Source organism: Legionella dresdenensis (assembly GCF_042649825.1).
Classification (GTDB): domain Bacteria; phylum Pseudomonadota; class Gammaproteobacteria; order Legionellales; family Legionellaceae; genus Legionella_C; species Legionella_C dresdenensis.
Genome location: NZ_JBHSAB010000028.1, coordinates 1 through 16707 on the forward strand (window position 1 = coordinate 1; position 16707 = coordinate 16707).

Genomic DNA, 16707 nt, shown 5'->3' on the forward strand with positions numbered 1-16707 from the left:
GATGCCAGGCAAAAATTTGATAAGGCTTATGCTAGCCTCACATGTCAAAATTAAATGGAAATAGTACTAGTGTGAGCATCTGATAGATGTGCGTAACGCTTTACCATTTGTAAAGTTTTATGCCCAAGGATTTCTGCGATTTCGGCAAGACTGGCGCCATTCATAGCTAAATAAGAGGCGCAACTATGTCTTAAGTCGTGCCAACGAAAATCAGAAATTCCTGCTCTTTTTAAAGCATTTTCAAAAGGTGTTCGGAGATCAATGGGATTTTTTAAGTTATTACTCGGGAAAACAAATTCACTGTTTACATGACGAATTTTTGCGTGCTGTTTCATTAGCTCTAGTGCGTGTCCAGCTAATGGTAAAATTCTGCGTTCACCATTCTTTGTTTCATGTAAGGTTATAATGCCTCTGTTTAAATCAACATCTTTCCAACATAGACCCAATATTTCCATTCTTCTTCCACCAGTTGATAGGGCAAGAACTACTGCAATATAGAGATATTTGCTTTCGCTACTCCTACATTCATGTAGTAAATGGCTGCGTTCTTCATCTGATAGAAAACGTACTCGGCCTCGTGGTTCCTTCGGTTTTGTTACTCTTCGCATAGGGGAGTCTTCTAACCAACCCCATTCTTTAACAGCAATTGTAAAAGCATGTGACAGAGCCGCCATATAACGTACTACTGTAGAAGGGGAGCGGAGGGTTTTTCGGCTAGTCATTTCAGAGGCCAAGAGATCTCTTTTTTCTGCAATAAGGGCAGGAGATATTTCAGCCAGGCTATATTGCCCTAAAGCATCTTTCCACCATGTCAGATGTAGTAAAGTATTTTTGCTATTTTTAGGTTTTGTAGGAAGAATATCTTTAATATAGCGATCGATCATTTCACATAGAGTTCTACGTTTTGCTTCGGTAGTTTTGAAATGACGGCCTTCTCTTATCGCTGCCTCGGTCTGTTGTGCCCATTTACGAGCATCAGTTAGGCGATCAAAGGTTGCCTGCTGTGTTGGGAATCCTTTTAATCGTACCTTTACTCGATAACTAGTTTTTCCTTCTTTGCTAGTTCGTTTCTCTATATTTGCCATAATATTTACAACTTTATTATAAAGGGCAAAAGATTACGATAAATCAAAATAAATAACAACAAGTGATGATTAATCCTATGATCTTATAATTTAACCTACTGAAAAATAATAAAAAATATATTTTATTTTTCGTATTGGGGCACTTAAGGGGCAGCTAGTGTGAAATATGTCGAGTTATTAACATTAATTGTTCTATTTATAGTCATCTTGTTGGCTTGGAATGTGTTGAAATCCAACATTAATAAGTAATTGTTGATATTTGATAAACGCCTTAGCAGGTATTGCTAACCAGAGTAGGTGACGAGGACGTGTCATAGCGACATATCCAATTTTTAAAAGTTCGCTATTGAAATTTTCTCCTTTAAGTTTGTTCACAAGAGGTTTTAAATGTTCTTCTGTCATTATGTAGAGAACTGCGTCAAAGGTATCACCTTTTACTCCATGGACTGTGTTTATATGTATTCCATTTTCTTTATTCGGAATTACGTTACTTGAAATAGGCTCATCACTAAGATCTGTATTTTTTATGGTAACTCCCAGTTTTTGAGGACAAATGAATCCTTCCAGAGAGGATAGTTCTTCGCATAAAGCTTGAAGTGCTTTTTTTAATTGGGGGTGCCATTCACTTTTGGCTTTTAGACTTGCACAAGGAAGCCCATTTTCTACATCGCTTACAAAACTCCATAGTTTCTTTATAAACTCTTTACGAATTTCATTGCGAGTATTATCCCTCTCCAACGCTTTCCATTTTTGAGTAGCTTCACACAAATTTAAAACAAGCTCTTTACATTGATCAAAGGCGTTGAGTAGATTTTTATGGCAATCTCGTTCTAAGCTTGCTTTAGCGAATCGGTGAGTTACAGTACTTTTATAGGTACTCTTATCACCTGTCAATTTTTTTACCATATCTCTGGAGCGGGCGATAACTGCGCAATGTTTTTCATCTAATTTATTACACCTTATGTATTGGCTGAATTTCTCCAAAGCCGAATTTTCTTCATTAGTATTATACTTAATAAAAAAAGCTCCTTGCCATTGCTCAGAACATATATTATTTGAAAACATATCAGTTGCTTCGCCAAAGGGTTTTATCGCTGTAACAATGGTTTGATTGGAGCGAATATTTTTAGAAATTTTCTTGTTATCTACATTCTTTTTCTGGGCATGATGATTCAGATGATCGGCATTACCCATACCAAATTCAAATATAGCTTGGTCTGGATCACCTACCAACATTAGCTGGGTTCCTGCTTGTTCCAAATTACATAAAATTCGTTGTTGCCATATATTCGTATCTTGTGCTTCATCAACAATAATTTCAGGAAAGCGTCTAGCTAAAATCTCACGCAACCTTGGAATTTCATCTAAAATTTTGCTCCCCCAGTATCTTGCGTGATCATGTGTATAAAAACCTTGCTTGCCTAAAATGGTTAAGGCTTGAAGTGCTTGAGATTGTTTTATTGGGTAGGATATGCCTTTTTCTTGGGAATAAAATAAAGGTGTGCCATCTGTATCTATTCCTATTTTTAATTTGACTACATTAATAGGAAATTTTGAGAAAAATACATTTAATTGAGTCTGATTATTAAAGATTTTCTCATTTCCTCTAACTAAAGTTGGCGAGCCTTCACATCCCATCACAATGTGGCCAAAATTTAAAAGTAAAAATCTTGTTATGAATCCATCTAATGTACCCACAAAATGCGGAGATATTGGTAAGGCAGAATATCCTAATTCTTTGAACTGTTTTTCAAAGCTTGTAATGGCTATGTTTGTATGTGATAGGAGTGCAATACCTGAATGTGTAGATTCCCAATTAGCAAGACGATAAATCATTCGAAGTGCTACAGTGAATGTTTTTCCGCTGCCGGGGCAAGATATAATTGCTGATGATGTTGATGCATTTTTAATAATATCTTGTTGTTCGGGCGTTGCTTTTGAAAATGCATCATTAAAATCTAACATTCTTTATCGCCCATGAAAGATTTAATGTGTTCATCTGTAATGTATTTGATTGCATTAATAATGTAGTTAGGGACGGTAAAGTTTATATTTTCTTCCAGTAAATTAGCTAGCTCTTGTGCAAACTCCCCTTTGGATCTACAGGAATTATTAAAATAGGAAAAAAACATTTTGGTCTTTTCAAAACTATCTTCAATTGTGTCTAATTCTGCCTCAAGTTTATGTCCGACCTGACAATGACAAGCCTTAAATGCTTTGGTAAGTGTTGGCAAATTATCAGGATATAGTGCAAGGTCATATTCAAATGTCTTCTGAGACAAAAAAACTTTTATTAAATTTGTCTCTTTATCTTTCAATGCAGATGCTGTAGGTGAAGATGTAACTATCTCTGTAGCGGTAGGATAGAAATCTTTTTGTGGATCTGAATCTGTAATTACAGCGCATGGGATTTCAATTCCCTCCGAGAGGATAGAAAGAAATGCATCAAAATTTAGACCTTGTACATTTACTATTGAAACCGATTTTTCCTTGAGATTAATGCCAATTCTTTTTGCAAAAAGTGATATAAGTAAAGCCTCAGCAATTCCCTCAACCATTATTATTTTTTTTGCAAAAAATAATTCAGCTCGAGTCGAGTCCAAATAGCGTTCTAATTTTTTCTTATGCGGATTATTTTTTAGTGAGGCGATACTAAAAGATTTTCCTTTCCCGCAAAGACTCACAATACTATCCAAAGGAGCTTGACTTGCAAATATTGGCGAATGGGATGTAACAATTACTTGTACAGGCAAAGGTTCTGATTGTTGTTCATTGAATCTTCCATTTTCATAGCTCTGAGTATTTGTTGCTTGTTTTTTTAAATGCTGTAACAAAAGAACCTGTAATTGTGGGTGGAGATGAGCTTCTGGTTCCTCAATGAGAAGGGCTCGATACGTTGCCTTATGTTCGTGGGTTAGTTGGCCTAGTACTGCAGCTGTGAAAATAACATTATTATATCCCAACCCATTTTGTTCGACATCCATACCTTCAATGAAAAGAGCCAGTCGTCCAAGGATTTTATTGAATTCTGTCCCAGAAAATGAGAGTTCAATTTGGCGATATAACTCCTTCCCAGTAATATCTTTTATTTTTTGGTTAATTGCTTCGGAGGCTTTGGAAACGGGGGGTTGTGTCTTTAATTCTTCATCTACATTTTTAACGAGATTGATTAAATTTTCTTCATCATTTTTTGAAGAGAAACATTTCACAAGTCTAGCTATCTGGCTAATATAACCAGGTTTTAGTCCATCTGTTGGGTTTCTAAGAGGAGGGAGATACACGCTCACCAGTTCTTCGAGAGTTTCGGAAGGGAGACTTTGATTTTCATGTGCTCCGCACCATCTTTTTGTTAATAGCTTTCTCCCATATTTACCAGGAGAAAGTCGCACAAAAAAATGTGCTTGGAATCTTTGTTCATAAGGAACTAACGCTTCAATGAAAATCGCTTCTTCATTTTTAGTTAATCCATCAAATATATATGCAAACTCAATAGGGCTTTCTGGATTTTCTGAGCAGATATCTAAATCAGTGAGACTAGGATTTTGTTGATCAATACTGGGTAATAGGGCTCTTAATGCATCTATGACTGTACTTTTACCAATATTATTTTCACCAACAATGATATTTAGTCCTATTTGAAAATTTATTTCACAAGAGGACATAGAACGAAAGTTTTTAATTGCAAGCTTTGCAAGATACATTCCAATATCCGTCCTTATGATTTATTGAAGTGCTTGAAGGAATATCCTTAATTAAATTTATCGGACAATGGGGAGAATTCTTTAATGAGGAAAGAACGAACTGGTAAATGCATCAAATTAAACTTTAGAAATTTGATGAAATCACTGTTTATTATCGTTATGTGTTGGTATTTATTATTTCTGAGTGCCCCATCAGTGCCCCTCAGAGGTCTTCAATTTTTTGGAACTGCTCGTAACTACTTGATTTTATTGGTGGGCCCACTAGGACTTGAACCTAGGACCAACGGATTATGAGCCCGTCAATGCCAAAATAAGTAATTGATTTTATTATAATTTTAATCGCAGGAAACCACTACAATTGTCGTACGAAGTATAACAGAGTCGTACTCAAATACGCAAATTCCCCACAATGGGTTTTTACGGAGTTATTTTAATATTGAAACCCATTTGACGTTATTGGGTTTTAATATTAAAATTATAGGTATGAAACTAAATAATGAAATGACACTGAAAGATCTGTTTGCAAGACCAGTCTTTTACGCCGCAGAGGCACGTGAAGCAGGTATCCATCCCAGCCGGCTCAGCTATTATGTAAAAACTAATAGGATTGAACGCATTGGTCACGGTGTTTATCGAGGTGTAGAATCCTCTATTGATGCGGATTTTCAATGGGAAGATCTGATTATCATTGCCAAAAGTATCCCACAAGGTGTGGTCTGTCTAGTCTCTGCTTTGGCTCTATATGAGTTGACAGATGAAATGCCAAGAGAGCATTGGATAGCCGTTCCTCATTCTACTACGGCACCAAAACGAGATCATACCCGTATTGTTAGAATGCGAGATATAGAAACAGGTAAAACACTGTACCCAATAGGGCGGGAAACAGTTGTCATTTTTGACAGAGAAAGAACGATAATAGACGCTTTTCGCTATCTCAGTAAAGAAATTGCCATTAAAGCGCTTAAAGCAGCTGTGAGTGGTAGAGCGACAAAAAAATTGGATATTAAAAAGCTTCAGCAGTATGCGAGAGAATTTGGACTTAATCTTGAACCTTATATTTTGACGGTGACAACATGAATGAACAAGCCTTAAAAACACGCTTAAAACATATTGGCAAAGAAAAAGGTAAGAGTTTTAATGAAGTCTGGAAGTTATTAGTTTTAGAGCGATTTTTAGCTAGACTTTCTAGTTCTGAATATTCTGATAAATTCATATTCAAAGGCGGCTTGCTATTATCCTATTACCTGACTATTGGCAGAGAAACCATTGATATTGATCTATTAGCTAGACGACTAAATGCAGAAAAATCCAATGTAGAATTAATCATGCAAGAAATTTGTTTACTCAATTTGGATGATGGGTTTCACATGCAATTCATCAATCTTGATGATTTAGATCACCAACATATGAATTACCCTGGGTTTCAAATAGGGATCGCCGTTCAATTTGGGGTGATGAGCGATAAATTTTTTGTGGACATCGGTGTGGGTGATATTGTTGATCCAGTATTACTAGAGTGGCCATCCTTTAATTACAAAGAAAAGCCATTGTTTGAAGATCATATTTCGTTGGAAGTATATCCCGTAGAAACCATTTTTGCCGAAAAACTAGAAACCCTCATTTCTCGGGGAGCAGCTAATAGTCGCATGAAAGATTATCATGATCTGTTATTGTTATGTCGCAGCGAGAGTAAGCTGATTGATAAAATTCGGTTAAAGGATAATATTACCCAAACATTCCAAAACCGGGGAACAGTATTTTCTCTTCCAGTTCATTTTCAGTCTGATGAATTAGAACGAATGCAGCTTCTTTGGTCTGGGCATTTACGTGTTTTAGGTGTTGATAGAGTTCAGGCACTTGGTTTGCCAGAAAAGATAGATACAGTTATTAATGACTTAAATAAGTGGTTGTTAGCCATTTAGACTGATTGTCACAGTTATTTTAAATTTTACTCTTGCGCCTCAAGTTCCTCACTGTTCAACATAAAATCCATAATTGATACACATTCCTGGTTTGTACATATCGTTATTATTTTTATTTTGTGTTATCTTATTTTGAGATATTTAACTTATTAATTACACGTTACGTGTAATTAAATATGACAATATTGCACCAATAGTAAATTGTCAATGGATTAATTTGTTAATTTGAGAAAAGGTATAACTCAATGATGAACATCAAAGAAAAGATTGGTGAACGAATTTTTCAAGAGCGTCAGGCTAAAGGACTAACCAGAAAAGCTCTTGCAGAGCTTACAGACGACTTAAAGCCCTCCAGGATTAATAACTGGGAAAGAGGATTAAGAACGCCAGGACCTGAAGAAATTAAGCAGTTGGCTGAGGCCTTGAATATCGCACCTGCCTATTTGATGTGTTTGACGGATGATAAGCAGGTAAAGCAGGAATTTCCGTGGCTAGGTGCTTTGGTTCCCTTATTAAACTCTCAACAGGCTTGTGATCCAAGATCTGTTATTCAATCGATTAGAGATGAAACAGGGCAGCACTCTGTTACGTTTATTCCACTCAGCCCCGAAATATCCCAGAAACTGAGTGAGAATACTTTTGCCTTTCGTGTACAAGATGACAGCATGTATCCCGAGTTAAAAATTGGTGATGTTTTAATTGTTGATCCGGATCAATCAAGTCAACCAGGAGGATTGGTTATTGCCACCTTTCAGGAGACAAATGATGTGATAGTGCGTCGTTATAAGCAGTTGTCCGCAGGAAATATTATAAATGAGTTTGAGTTGATTCCAAAGAATGAAAATTGGGCGACAATTCGAATCGTTCAGACAGGTACACACCGTATTGTTGGTGTTGTTCTGGCATTTATCAGGTGCTTATGATTGCGATTACTTTGATTTCCTTTTTGAATTACTTCGAGGCAAGCTCATATGTGGTTTTAATAGGCCCTTCTGGATGAGATGTGCCTTCGTTTTTGTCAGCTTGGGTTCTAGTTGCATGGCTTCATTCAACTGTCCTAATAGGGAATTATTTGCTTGTCTCTTTTCCTTTGTCGTAAGGGATGGAGATTGAATATAAGTAATTCTTTCGGTAATAGCTTGATGACGTCTATTCGGTAGTTTAATGCTATTTTCAGTAACAATAACTCCAGTGACTGTTTTGGGCTGTGTTTTTGAGTAGAATTTCACTTTGTGGTAGCGCAGTCCGTACCTGTGAATGATTTGTTTAATTTTCCATAAAAGAGCTTTTGTTGCTTTATCACCAGAAACACAAATATCGTCAACATAAAGTGTCATTACGCAATTATGTTCTAATGCCAATTGATAAATTTCATCAAACATGGGTTTGCATGCATAAAAGGATAAAATAGGGCTTAAAGGACTTCCGGTAGGTAAGTGCTCGTTGTATGTGGATACTTTTGTTAAAACTGTTGCGATATGATCCTCGCAGTTGAGAATGTAGCGATAGAAATTATAAACTTTTCCAAAGGTAATGTTGGGGTAAAATGTTTTTATGTCTATTTTGAATAGTTGGGTATTATTAACATGCATTCTTGCATTGTCTTTACATGAGCGTCCCTTTATCGCGGAAAATAGATAGGGTGGCGGCTCGATTTTTTTTAATAAGTATTCGAGTCTGTAGTGAAGCCATTTTAAATCGATTGCTGGAATTTCAGTGCTTCTTGATTTTCCCTTTTTATCAACTATGTCCTTTATTGTATAATTCGCGTTAGTTGCAAAATTATCTAAATCGGTTGTAGTGAGTTTATATAATTTTTGTAATATAGGTTTAGAGCGATCATTTTTATTTACCCACGCTGGTTTCAGGGATAACAGGCAAGAAATTTTTTTTAAAGATTTAGAATTATATAATGGGCTTCTTTCAAGTGGGTATCGATCAATTTGTTTTACCATTATGACTATCCTTATCAGCCAACCAACCCATAATATTTAATATTTTCTTCGCAATAAAAACACGGCCTTTTTCAGAAATATTATTGGCACTTAAGTGTTCGGAAAAAAATAGAAGAGAGGAAACTGGAACACCAAAAAAGGAAGAATATTTTTCTAATAATTCAATAGACGGCTGTTTTTTATTTGATTCTATTTCAGAAAGAAATGAACGAGATATATTTAATTCCTGAGCAAGTGCTGCTTGGTTTAATTGGTGATACATACGAATATATTTTAATGCTTGTCCCAACATAATGATTCTCTTTGTGATTAGTGGCGGCTTAGGGGTTAGCCAAATAAATCATTAATTCGATCGATAATACGTAGTATTTTTACTATAACTATCCCTACAGTAATTAAAGCTTTCATTAATTTAAATTTACAGCTTTTTCGTTTGGCGGTTTTTGTTTTTTTTAAAGCCATTATGACTCCTTTCTGTTTAGCACAACGATATTGTTGTACTTGCCCCTTTTAAACAGAAAGATACGGATAAAAACAAAAACACATTCCTCTAAGCCTGAACTATCACCGTTCCTTATACAAGCCTGCCCCTTGTATAAGGAACGGGTTGTTTGCTTGCGCCTAGATCTGATACCACTAGTACAAACGTGCATAAGGAAACAAAATTGTTGGAGTCTAAGACTCCGCACTCCAGAGGAGTGCCAGATAATGGAGCTATTCCGTGATTGGTATTTAATCTTAATCTGTTCGCCAAGTCAATGCTTTTAATTCGCTATTGGCGACATTATTGGCTGCTATAATGTAAAAAGAGTAATTTAATCATTTTTTTACTGCTGGGTTCCTTAATTTTAATAAAAAGGAATTAACAATAAATTTGAAATACCTTTTAATTACTCTTATGGATGGACAGATTATTTAATAAAGTCAGGTTAATACATGTAGAATCGAATTTCTTTTGTTGGTCAGTTTTAATATACAAAGGAGGTGCTATGAAATTTCAAAAGCATTATGTCATTTAGTAACACCCCAACCTAAGGTCATTAATTCAAGAAAATCTCTTCTTGAGAGCACATCAGAACAATCACGCCAATCCTTGTCAGAAGGTTCAATAGTGGATTTGTAGCGTAAATCAAATGCGTTGGCTTTTTTTTGATTATTAATATACTCATCCATTTTTTCTCCCAACGCTTCAATATCTTCTATCCATTCATCTCGAATTGTATCAGGTAATGATCCAAATAAATTATAGCGATCCTGCATTCTTTCAGAAAGTTTTTCATATACTTTCTCATCGACGGTTTTTTCATTAACCAGATTTAACATATCAACTTTACTACGCACTTGGCCGAATCTTTTAATTCTACCAATTCGCTGCTCTAATTTTGTAGGATTCCAAGGGAGATCTATATTTATTAATGTCCCAAGTGTTTGCAAGTTCAGTCCCTCACAAGCAGCATCCGTTGCAACCATGATTTCTAATTGATGTTCAGCAACCATGCGCTTTAAGGTTTCGCGTTCAATATTCACGCTATCACCTTTTTGATATAACCGACTTCGTCCTGCACCAGCATATAATCCTACTGCTTGTTCCGGATATCGAATAGCTAAAGAATCAGCTATCCATTTTGCAGTATCATAATATTGACTAAAAATAATTACTCCATGTTTCAGCCATTGTTCTTCTTCAAGGTAATGAATAACGGCTTGAAGTTTAGGATCTTCTTTAATTTTTTCGAGTCTAGCGATCATTCGCTCAAGCACTATAATTTCATCTGGGCTATGAATTTCCAGCTCGAAACTTTGCTCATCTCCTTCTTCTAGAACAGTTCTACCTTCTAAGAGCATTTTTGCTGTATTAATGCCTGCTGTAATACTTGAACATATACGTTGCTCCATGAGATTTTTCATAAAACCGCTACCTTTACCACCTTGGGTTAGCACCTTACCAAAATTTCGCGCTTCAGTGTATGCTTGACGAAAATCTTCACTTGTTCTTAATGCTTTGCCTTCAAAGAGGCTATTAAATTTATGTTCGCTTTTTGATAAATTACGCTCTGGATGGATATCCACCCCAATACGCGATAGTAGATTTGCATCTTCCAAAGTTACCCGTTTACGTAACACTATATGACGAACAAATGGGTTTTCTCTTTGGAAGAAACTGGCACCAGATATATCTCTGCTTAATTCGTCTTCTAAATAATCTCGGGAGTCCTCCGATAAATCAGTTAATGGGTTCTTAATATCCCATTTTTCATTGTTATTTATTATCCCCAGATCCTCTCTGATCGATCGAATTAATTTTCTGGAATGTTGCTCATCCGTTGAATCTACAACAGGGAACGGTGAACGTAATAGTTCCCAAGCAAAATTAAGCTCAGTGACTATCTGTGTACCGGACAAAATGGGCAATACATCTTTAGGACGATGCCATTTAGCTAAATTGTTACCCAGAACGAAACTACCATTGCATTGTTGTAATATACCTATTAAATCCCAAAGATCCTCTGGGCGTGTTTGGATTGGAGTTGCTGTTCCAAGTAGTACATGATCTGAACGTGCAGCTATTTCGCGCATAAAAGCAAGTAAGTTATTATGGGAACCTCCATCCTTATCAAATCCTTGTCGGCTTCTTGCTTTATGAGCCTCATCTAGAATGACAAGACCAAAATTCAAACCGAGTAAGTAGTTCTTTTCCAAAGAGTCTTGCATCAAGAGACCAGTGGAAATAATCCCAATTCGTAATGGACAATTAGCAATATAAGATTGTCCAGATGGTGAAATAATTCTTCCGTCAGGGTCTAGCCAGGATTTTTTTAAGGTATGCCAACGGGCACAGGGGATACCTAATTTATCAATCATCTCTGTTTGCCATTGTTCACACAATGTCGCAGGTGCAAAAATTACAACAGGCTTTCTTTTATTATTCCCTTTGTCACTTAGCAAACACAAAGTTAAAGCTGCAGTCCCCATTGATAGTGTTTTTCCTAATCCAACTTCATCAGCAAGTAATAACCTCACAAAACCATAGTTACGGTAGTGGCGAACGCATTCACTTACAAAACCTTGTTGCCAGGGTTGTAGTGAAAAGCCTTGGCGATATAGTGGTGATTCAATAAGCGCTGCTGGCGCAAGGTTGTCATCATCATCAATTTCATCGAATATAATTTCACGTCGATACCCACGACGTTTTACCTCACGTATTACAGCATCAGGTAATGGACGAGCTGCATTCCAGAGATAATTAAATTCTTCTTCGATCCATGCGACCCCTTCCGGAGAATCATCTTCCCATAAAATCTCATAATGCCGCTTCCATCCACTACATGTTTCGTTCATGGAGCCAATAAAACCAAGTTTCCGGCCATCGTTTAACTCAATGACGCCGGCTTTGCCATGCAGAAAACCACAAATGCTATCTGGTGCAACACGAATCACCTGTCCATGTTTGGCTAAAAAACTATCTAATCTTCGATAACGGTCGCGATTGAGAAGAGTTTCGGCTTCAATATCATGCTCATTCCAACGCCCAATCATTTTTGACTCGCGTAACTGCGCTATCTTTAAATCATCAGGATGAATGTCAACATTACATACGATTTTTACGTCTGGAATATCCTCAATCAGCTCATTGGCAACTTCAAACAGTGAGCTTGTAAAATAGCCTGCTATGCGTTTATAGCTCTTGGCGTTTTTAAGCTGTTTCAATAAAAAAATGGTATCAAGTCGATGGGTTCTTGATGAAAGCCTTCTTATTGCCATATTTTTTTAACCTTCTTCAAAATAAATGTGCTTAAAGCTTTATTGACTTAAGACGCGCATGTTTCTTAGCCGGGCGCCAAATGTTTCAGCAGCTACACGAGTTTCTTTTTCTGGAGCTTTAATTTCGATAAATTTCAGGATATCTACTAATAAATTTCTAATTTCCATAAAATCAGGTAGTTCAGCTTGTAACTGACTAATCACTGCTTGAGGATCTACATCGATCAATAACTGTTGCAGACCTATAATAATATGACCAAGCCATGTTGCTCCAATTTCATTACTTTCTGTTAAATCACGTGAAGAAAATTCTGAAATACGTCGTAATCTTGCTTCATTCGCAGTCATGTTTCCCATTATGCGGGTGTAATCTTCAACACGAAACGCCTTAGCAAAGTTTTGATAATTATCTAATTTTGTTGCACCTGTGGTTTCAATATCCATCATACGTAGATAAAAACGCTGAACCCCACTCAATTTTTGCCAGGTATTCGTGCTCAAGCCTTCTGGTACTAACAAGCTGTTTGCTGCCTCGGCAGCTTGCTGGACGATTTCATCAACCACTGTCACTGCACCTTTAGTGCGAGGGCGCAACGCGAAGGTTGTGACGTCTTCGCCACCAATGTGCGTATACGATGTCAACACTTTTAAAGCAGCTGCGTAACCTGCCATTTGTAAGTCGGAGTCATTAAACACTGGCTCGCCCATCTTGTCTTTCACCTCGTCGTTGAGGTGCATCATCGTTTCGATCTGGCTTTTCACTTCAGCACGAACTGCGGGCAAAAGACGCTGTTTGAAGCCTGCATTTTCCCCTTCAGGTCGTTTACGCAGCATCAAAATCACAGTGCCTTGAACATAGCCACCTTTCTTTAGCTCAGTACTTGTTTCAGTAGCAATGTACCAAGCACCTACAACTTGCAGTCCTGCAGCCCAGAATATGCCGATCATATCTGACCATACGCCTGAGTCTTGGTGAGTGAACATTACGCACTGCATGCCATTGTCTGGCATATGATTGGCCATTGTAGAGTATGCGTCTACCATTCCTTTTCGGAAATCATCACCAATACCTTTAACAGCTAATGCTCTGCGCGAGTCCCAAGTCCACTGATTAAACGGTTCAGGGGCCTTCTTACGCAACCACCCTATAAAAAATTCTGTAATTTCATGGTAGTGGACAGCATCAGCGTAAGGGGGATCTGTTATCCATATATCGCAAATCTCAGTGACATTTTTTGATTCACAATTAACAATTTTTGTGTCAGTAGTAATTACACCTCGGGCATGATATTTGGGTGTATACGAGTCTTTTAAACCATAAAAACTTCTGTGAGCATAGTTATAGTTAGGATTCAGCGCTTGATTTGAAAATGTGTCTGTAGCATTGTCACTAGCTCCACCCACTTGCTTCCCGGAACCATCCTTAGCTATTCTTTTACCTGAGGTTGCCCATCTGCATAACTTAGAGTTGAAGTTCTGAAGGTCTAAAAAATTAAAAGCCGTAGTTGAAGTAATATGTTTTGCTGTAATTGCACCGACTAATAAATTTCTCGGAGTATGTAAGTGATGCCAGTGAGTCCAGCCTCTCTCTCTTTTAGGCTGATCAGTGTTGTAACCGGCCTCGATTGACATATCCGGGATAAAACCTTTTTCCTGCCAAGACGAGATATTCTTCTCTAAAATAGCGCTTACCTTATTTTCCCTTGACAGATCTTCATCCCTAACACTTGTAAAAAATGTGGATGGCCTAAAATTATATATCGAATCTTTTGTAATCCACTGGATTGCATACAGTCGCTCTCTGAATATATCATCCTTTCTAGGCTGAAAGTCTAGTTTGTCCCATTTTCGTAATTTGTTGACAATTTCTCCTGTCTCGTTTTTATGATCCCCTCTCAGGGTTTTAATTGACGTTCGATAATTTTTCCCATCTAATCTGTAGATCATGTGACCGTTTTGAATCGTCCCTTTCTCTGCAACCTTCATTTCATCATCACTAACTCCTTCAAAAACTTCGATATTAAATGTTTTTTTTGAGTAGTTAGGTATTAATTTTGCGACAACATTTCGATTCTTTGATATAACCCAGCTTGGGGCAAGTGGTATCGACCATCCAGTTTCTGGACAGGTAGTTTCTAAACAATATAAAAACGCTTTCGCTCTGTTACCTTCAGTATCGTGTTCTATTCCTAATTGAGTTAATTCAGCATCCACAGCTTTGAAAAGTTTTTGCTGTTCCTGAGATATTACTTCTCGTTTCTGATTGTCGGAACCAATTATATTAATAGCCCCCCAAGTCAACATGCATGCGACTGGGTTCAAGTCTGAAGCGTATGCGTTGCAACCTAACCTAGCAGCCTCAAAAGGTATCGACCCGCCGCCACTAAAGGAATCTCCAACTAGGGGTCTGTGTCCGTAACGAAGTATACCAAGTTGTTTGATGAGTTCATTCAACGAATTTGCTTGAATCCCTAAGTTGCTATAGTAATTATTTATCTTTGACCAGACAGGCTGTAATAACCAGTCCTCATCAACCTCTTCAGGGCGTTTACAATTTATAGCTTTTTCTTCATAGCTCGTGATTGATTTCATTGCTAACCGATACAGAAAAATTTTTAAATCATCTGTAATATCTCTTGCCCAACGTATATCAATCTTGGCGTCATCAACGTTGATTGGAAATTTAAGGTTTTGGATCTCATCTTCAGTAATTGACCCCTTTGCAGAAAAACTGAAATATTTCCATGGCTTGTCGATCTCAATAAGTGCAGCTAATTGTTTCGGAGTTAATGAATTTTGTTTTAGCGCTCTTCTGGCTAAGCCATCATCGTCAATTCCCATTAACATTTCGAAAATTTCTAGGTCTTTCTCAGTTTTACTTGTTTGAGGCAAAAGACACCCTAAAACGACTGCCCTAACTAAAATTAGGGGTTTTCTACCTTTCCAAAAAGAGCCTATCGCAGTCAGGGTTTGATTTGATCCTGACTTACGTTCTCTCTGTGCTTCAAATGAAATCTTTTGTGCTGGAAATACAGCCTCAATCAGTGCGGGAGCATCTTTTAGCGCGAGAGGAGTTAATTCTGACATTTAATTTTCATCTCCAAACAGATTAAGCATAGGTATCGTGCCTTATCTGCAATGTATTAGTTACAATTCCACGGCTCCGAGTTATTCTCTTTTCTGGGATCAGAATATTAGTTAACATTTTTTACCGTAACCCAGCTCTTTTAGGGTAAGTCCATTGCTATCCCGCCAAGCATCCAGGCCACTACGCGGGTTGCCAGCAATCAGACAAGCGGCGGCGCTTGGGCTGTTAAACTGGTAATCGCGTGTAAAGATATAGATCTCACCCTCTTTAAGGAAAACACCCTCATCCAAAAGCTTCTGACGCAGTTCACGGATAGCAGGTCGCTGTGAGTTGGCTTGTGCAATATTTGCAGTAGAGCTCTTTTTTACGATAAATTCAGGCTTGCTCATTTCACCTACGGGATAACCCTCAGCCTTAGCCCTCTTTGCTTCGAACAAGAATATAGTTTCCACAGCGCTTGTGTTTTCTCCGTTAGACTCATTGGAAGGAAATGAGTTGATATCATCTTGAGCTAACGAATTTGTATCACTAGATGAAGGTGCATTTGTATCAATCAGTGTCGGCGCATTGATATGATTTTTTAATGAATTTATGTCATGTGATTTTAAAGAGACACCAACGGAAGCGTTACTGACTATATCATATTTTAAATAATCACTCTGTGGAATATCGCCAAGTGCATGACGTAGGGCAATACGCCATCCTTTATTTCCATCTTCGATACCTCCAGTACTTATGGCATTCATACCAAATAACCACCATCGTTCTTCTGGACGAAGTGCTAACCAATTGCGAACCGCAATGGGAATATTCTCCAATTCCATCTTCTCAACTGCCCAAGCAAGGACACATAATTCTTTGCCAAGAAGTCGATCAACAACATTTTCACCTATTTTCCACGAGGAGGTTTTTACACCATGCTCCTTCAAGCGAGAGTTAAAAGTCCGCTGTACCTCAGGCTGAATACAAGTCCAGCGAGATCGTTCAAGCATAACTCTATCAATCACTGCGTAATCATCTCGCTGCGCTTGCAACCCCAGGTATTCGCTAATTATAACTTTACCACTGTTAGCTTTAGGTATAATGACTTTAAAATGGTGTGGATCACTTGATGCAGGTACACCAAACCCCAATGTCACATGTTTGAACGAACCTATTCTTGTTTTTTCCTGTATCATTTATCTGTCCTCTTTA

The 16707-nt window shown here is 37.5% G+C and carries 12 protein-coding genes; 3 read left to right on the top strand and 9 right to left on the bottom strand.

Going from position 1 to position 16707, the window contains the following annotated elements:
- Positions 1 to 50 precede the first annotated feature (50 nt).
- The 3 genes from ACFORL_RS11340 to ACFORL_RS11350 all read right to left on the bottom strand — a co-directional run bounded on the left by ACFORL_RS11340 (position 51) and on the right by ACFORL_RS11350 (position 4786).
- Positions 51 to 1085, bottom strand: a complete 1035-nt coding sequence (locus ACFORL_RS11340) for a tyrosine-type recombinase/integrase (RefSeq protein ID WP_382344095.1) — start codon at positions 1083 to 1085, stop codon at positions 51 to 53.
- Positions 1086 to 1277: 192 nt separating this feature from the next.
- Positions 1278 to 3050 (bottom strand): UvrD-helicase domain-containing protein, encoded by a 1773-nt coding sequence (locus tag ACFORL_RS11345; RefSeq protein ID WP_382344097.1) that lies wholly within the window; start codon positions 3048 to 3050, stop codon positions 1278 to 1280.
- Positions 3044 to 4786 (bottom strand): ATP-dependent nuclease, encoded by a 1743-nt coding sequence (locus ACFORL_RS11350; protein WP_382344099.1) that lies wholly within the window; start codon positions 4784 to 4786, stop codon positions 3044 to 3046. The genes ACFORL_RS11345 and ACFORL_RS11350 overlap by 7 nt, the downstream gene beginning before the upstream one ends.
- 483 nt (positions 4787 to 5269) lie before the next feature.
- On the opposite strand from ACFORL_RS11350, the gene ACFORL_RS11355 reads away from it, so the two are divergent.
- The 3 genes from ACFORL_RS11355 (at position 5270) to ACFORL_RS11365 (ending at position 7631) form a co-directional block, all read left to right on the top strand.
- The gene (locus tag ACFORL_RS11355; RefSeq protein ID WP_382344101.1) at positions 5270 to 5863 is read left to right on the top strand and encodes a type IV toxin-antitoxin system AbiEi family antitoxin domain-containing protein; all 594 of its coding nucleotides are present in this window, start codon (positions 5270 to 5272) and stop codon (positions 5861 to 5863) included.
- Positions 5860 to 6708: a nucleotidyl transferase AbiEii/AbiGii toxin family protein gene (locus ACFORL_RS11360; protein ID WP_382344104.1), complete on the top strand. Its 849-nt coding sequence runs from the start codon at positions 5860 to 5862 to the stop codon at positions 6706 to 6708. Before ACFORL_RS11355 ends, ACFORL_RS11360 begins: the two co-directional genes overlap by 4 nt.
- Before the next feature lie 245 nt (positions 6709 to 6953).
- Positions 6954 to 7631 carry a helix-turn-helix domain-containing protein gene (locus ACFORL_RS11365; RefSeq protein ID WP_382344105.1) on the top strand — a complete coding sequence of 226 codons (678 nt, stop codon included), beginning with the start codon at positions 6954 to 6956 and terminating at the stop codon, positions 7629 to 7631.
- 6 nt (positions 7632 to 7637) lie between these two features.
- Here ACFORL_RS11365 and ACFORL_RS11370 read toward each other — a convergent pair whose 3' ends face one another.
- The 6 genes from ACFORL_RS11370 to ACFORL_RS11395 form a co-directional block, all read right to left on the bottom strand.
- Positions 7638 to 8663 carry a reverse transcriptase family protein gene (locus ACFORL_RS11370; RefSeq protein WP_382344107.1) on the bottom strand — a complete coding sequence of 342 codons (1026 nt, stop codon included), beginning with the start codon at positions 8661 to 8663 and terminating at the stop codon, positions 7638 to 7640.
- The gene (locus tag ACFORL_RS11375) at positions 8647 to 8955 is read right to left on the bottom strand and encodes a helix-turn-helix transcriptional regulator (RefSeq protein WP_382344109.1); all 309 of its coding nucleotides are present in this window, start codon (positions 8953 to 8955) and stop codon (positions 8647 to 8649) included. The genes ACFORL_RS11370 and ACFORL_RS11375 overlap by 17 nt, the downstream gene beginning before the upstream one ends.
- A 35-nt stretch (positions 8956 to 8990) precedes the next feature.
- Complete coding sequence (locus tag ACFORL_RS11380; protein WP_382344111.1) at positions 8991 to 9125, bottom strand: hypothetical protein; 135 nt, start codon at positions 9123 to 9125, stop codon at positions 8991 to 8993.
- A gap of 549 nt (positions 9126 to 9674) precedes the next feature.
- On the bottom strand, positions 9675 to 12425 hold the full coding sequence (locus ACFORL_RS11385; protein WP_382344113.1) for a phospholipase D-like domain-containing anti-phage protein: 2751 nt from the start codon (positions 12423 to 12425) through the stop codon (positions 9675 to 9677).
- A gap of 39 nt (positions 12426 to 12464) precedes the next feature.
- Complete coding sequence (locus ACFORL_RS11390; RefSeq protein WP_382344115.1) at positions 12465 to 15512, bottom strand: anti-phage-associated DUF1156 domain-containing protein; 3048 nt, start codon at positions 15510 to 15512, stop codon at positions 12465 to 12467.
- 111 nt (positions 15513 to 15623) lie between these two features.
- Positions 15624 to 16691 (bottom strand): anti-phage-associated DUF3780 domain-containing protein, encoded by a 1068-nt coding sequence (locus tag ACFORL_RS11395; protein WP_382344117.1) that lies wholly within the window; start codon positions 16689 to 16691, stop codon positions 15624 to 15626.
- Positions 16692 to 16707 lie beyond the last annotated feature (16 nt).

Bases quoted from the DNA above. Each gene is read 5' to 3' on its own strand.
- ACFORL_RS11365 (WP_382344105.1), top strand. From the start codon at position 6,954: ATGATGAACATCAAAGAAAAGATTGGTGAACGAATTTTTCAAGAGCGT.
- ACFORL_RS11350 (WP_382344099.1), bottom strand. From the start codon at position 4,786: ATGTATCTTGCAAAGCTTGCAATTAAAAACTTTCGTTCTATGTCCTCT.
- ACFORL_RS11395 (WP_382344117.1), bottom strand. From the start codon at position 16,691: ATGATACAGGAAAAAACAAGAATAGGTTCGTTCAAACATGTGACATTG.
- ACFORL_RS11375 (WP_382344109.1), bottom strand. From the start codon at position 8,955: ATGTTGGGACAAGCATTAAAATATATTCGTATGTATCACCAATTAAAC.
- ACFORL_RS11390 (WP_382344115.1), bottom strand. From the start codon at position 15,512: ATGTCAGAATTAACTCCTCTCGCGCTAAAAGATGCTCCCGCACTGATT.
- ACFORL_RS11345 (WP_382344097.1), bottom strand. From the start codon at position 3,050: ATGTTAGATTTTAATGATGCATTTTCAAAAGCAACGCCCGAACAACAA.
- ACFORL_RS11360 (WP_382344104.1), top strand. From the start codon at position 5,860: ATGAATGAACAAGCCTTAAAAACACGCTTAAAACATATTGGCAAAGAA.
- ACFORL_RS11370 (WP_382344107.1), bottom strand. From the start codon at position 8,663: ATGGTAAAACAAATTGATCGATACCCACTTGAAAGAAGCCCATTATAT.
- ACFORL_RS11355 (WP_382344101.1), top strand. From the start codon at position 5,270: ATGAAACTAAATAATGAAATGACACTGAAAGATCTGTTTGCAAGACCA.
- ACFORL_RS11380 (WP_382344111.1), bottom strand. From the start codon at position 9,125: ATGGCTTTAAAAAAAACAAAAACCGCCAAACGAAAAAGCTGTAAATTT.
- ACFORL_RS11385 (WP_382344113.1), bottom strand. From the start codon at position 12,425: ATGGCAATAAGAAGGCTTTCATCAAGAACCCATCGACTTGATACCATT.
- ACFORL_RS11340 (WP_382344095.1), bottom strand. From the start codon at position 1,085: ATGGCAAATATAGAGAAACGAACTAGCAAAGAAGGAAAAACTAGTTAT.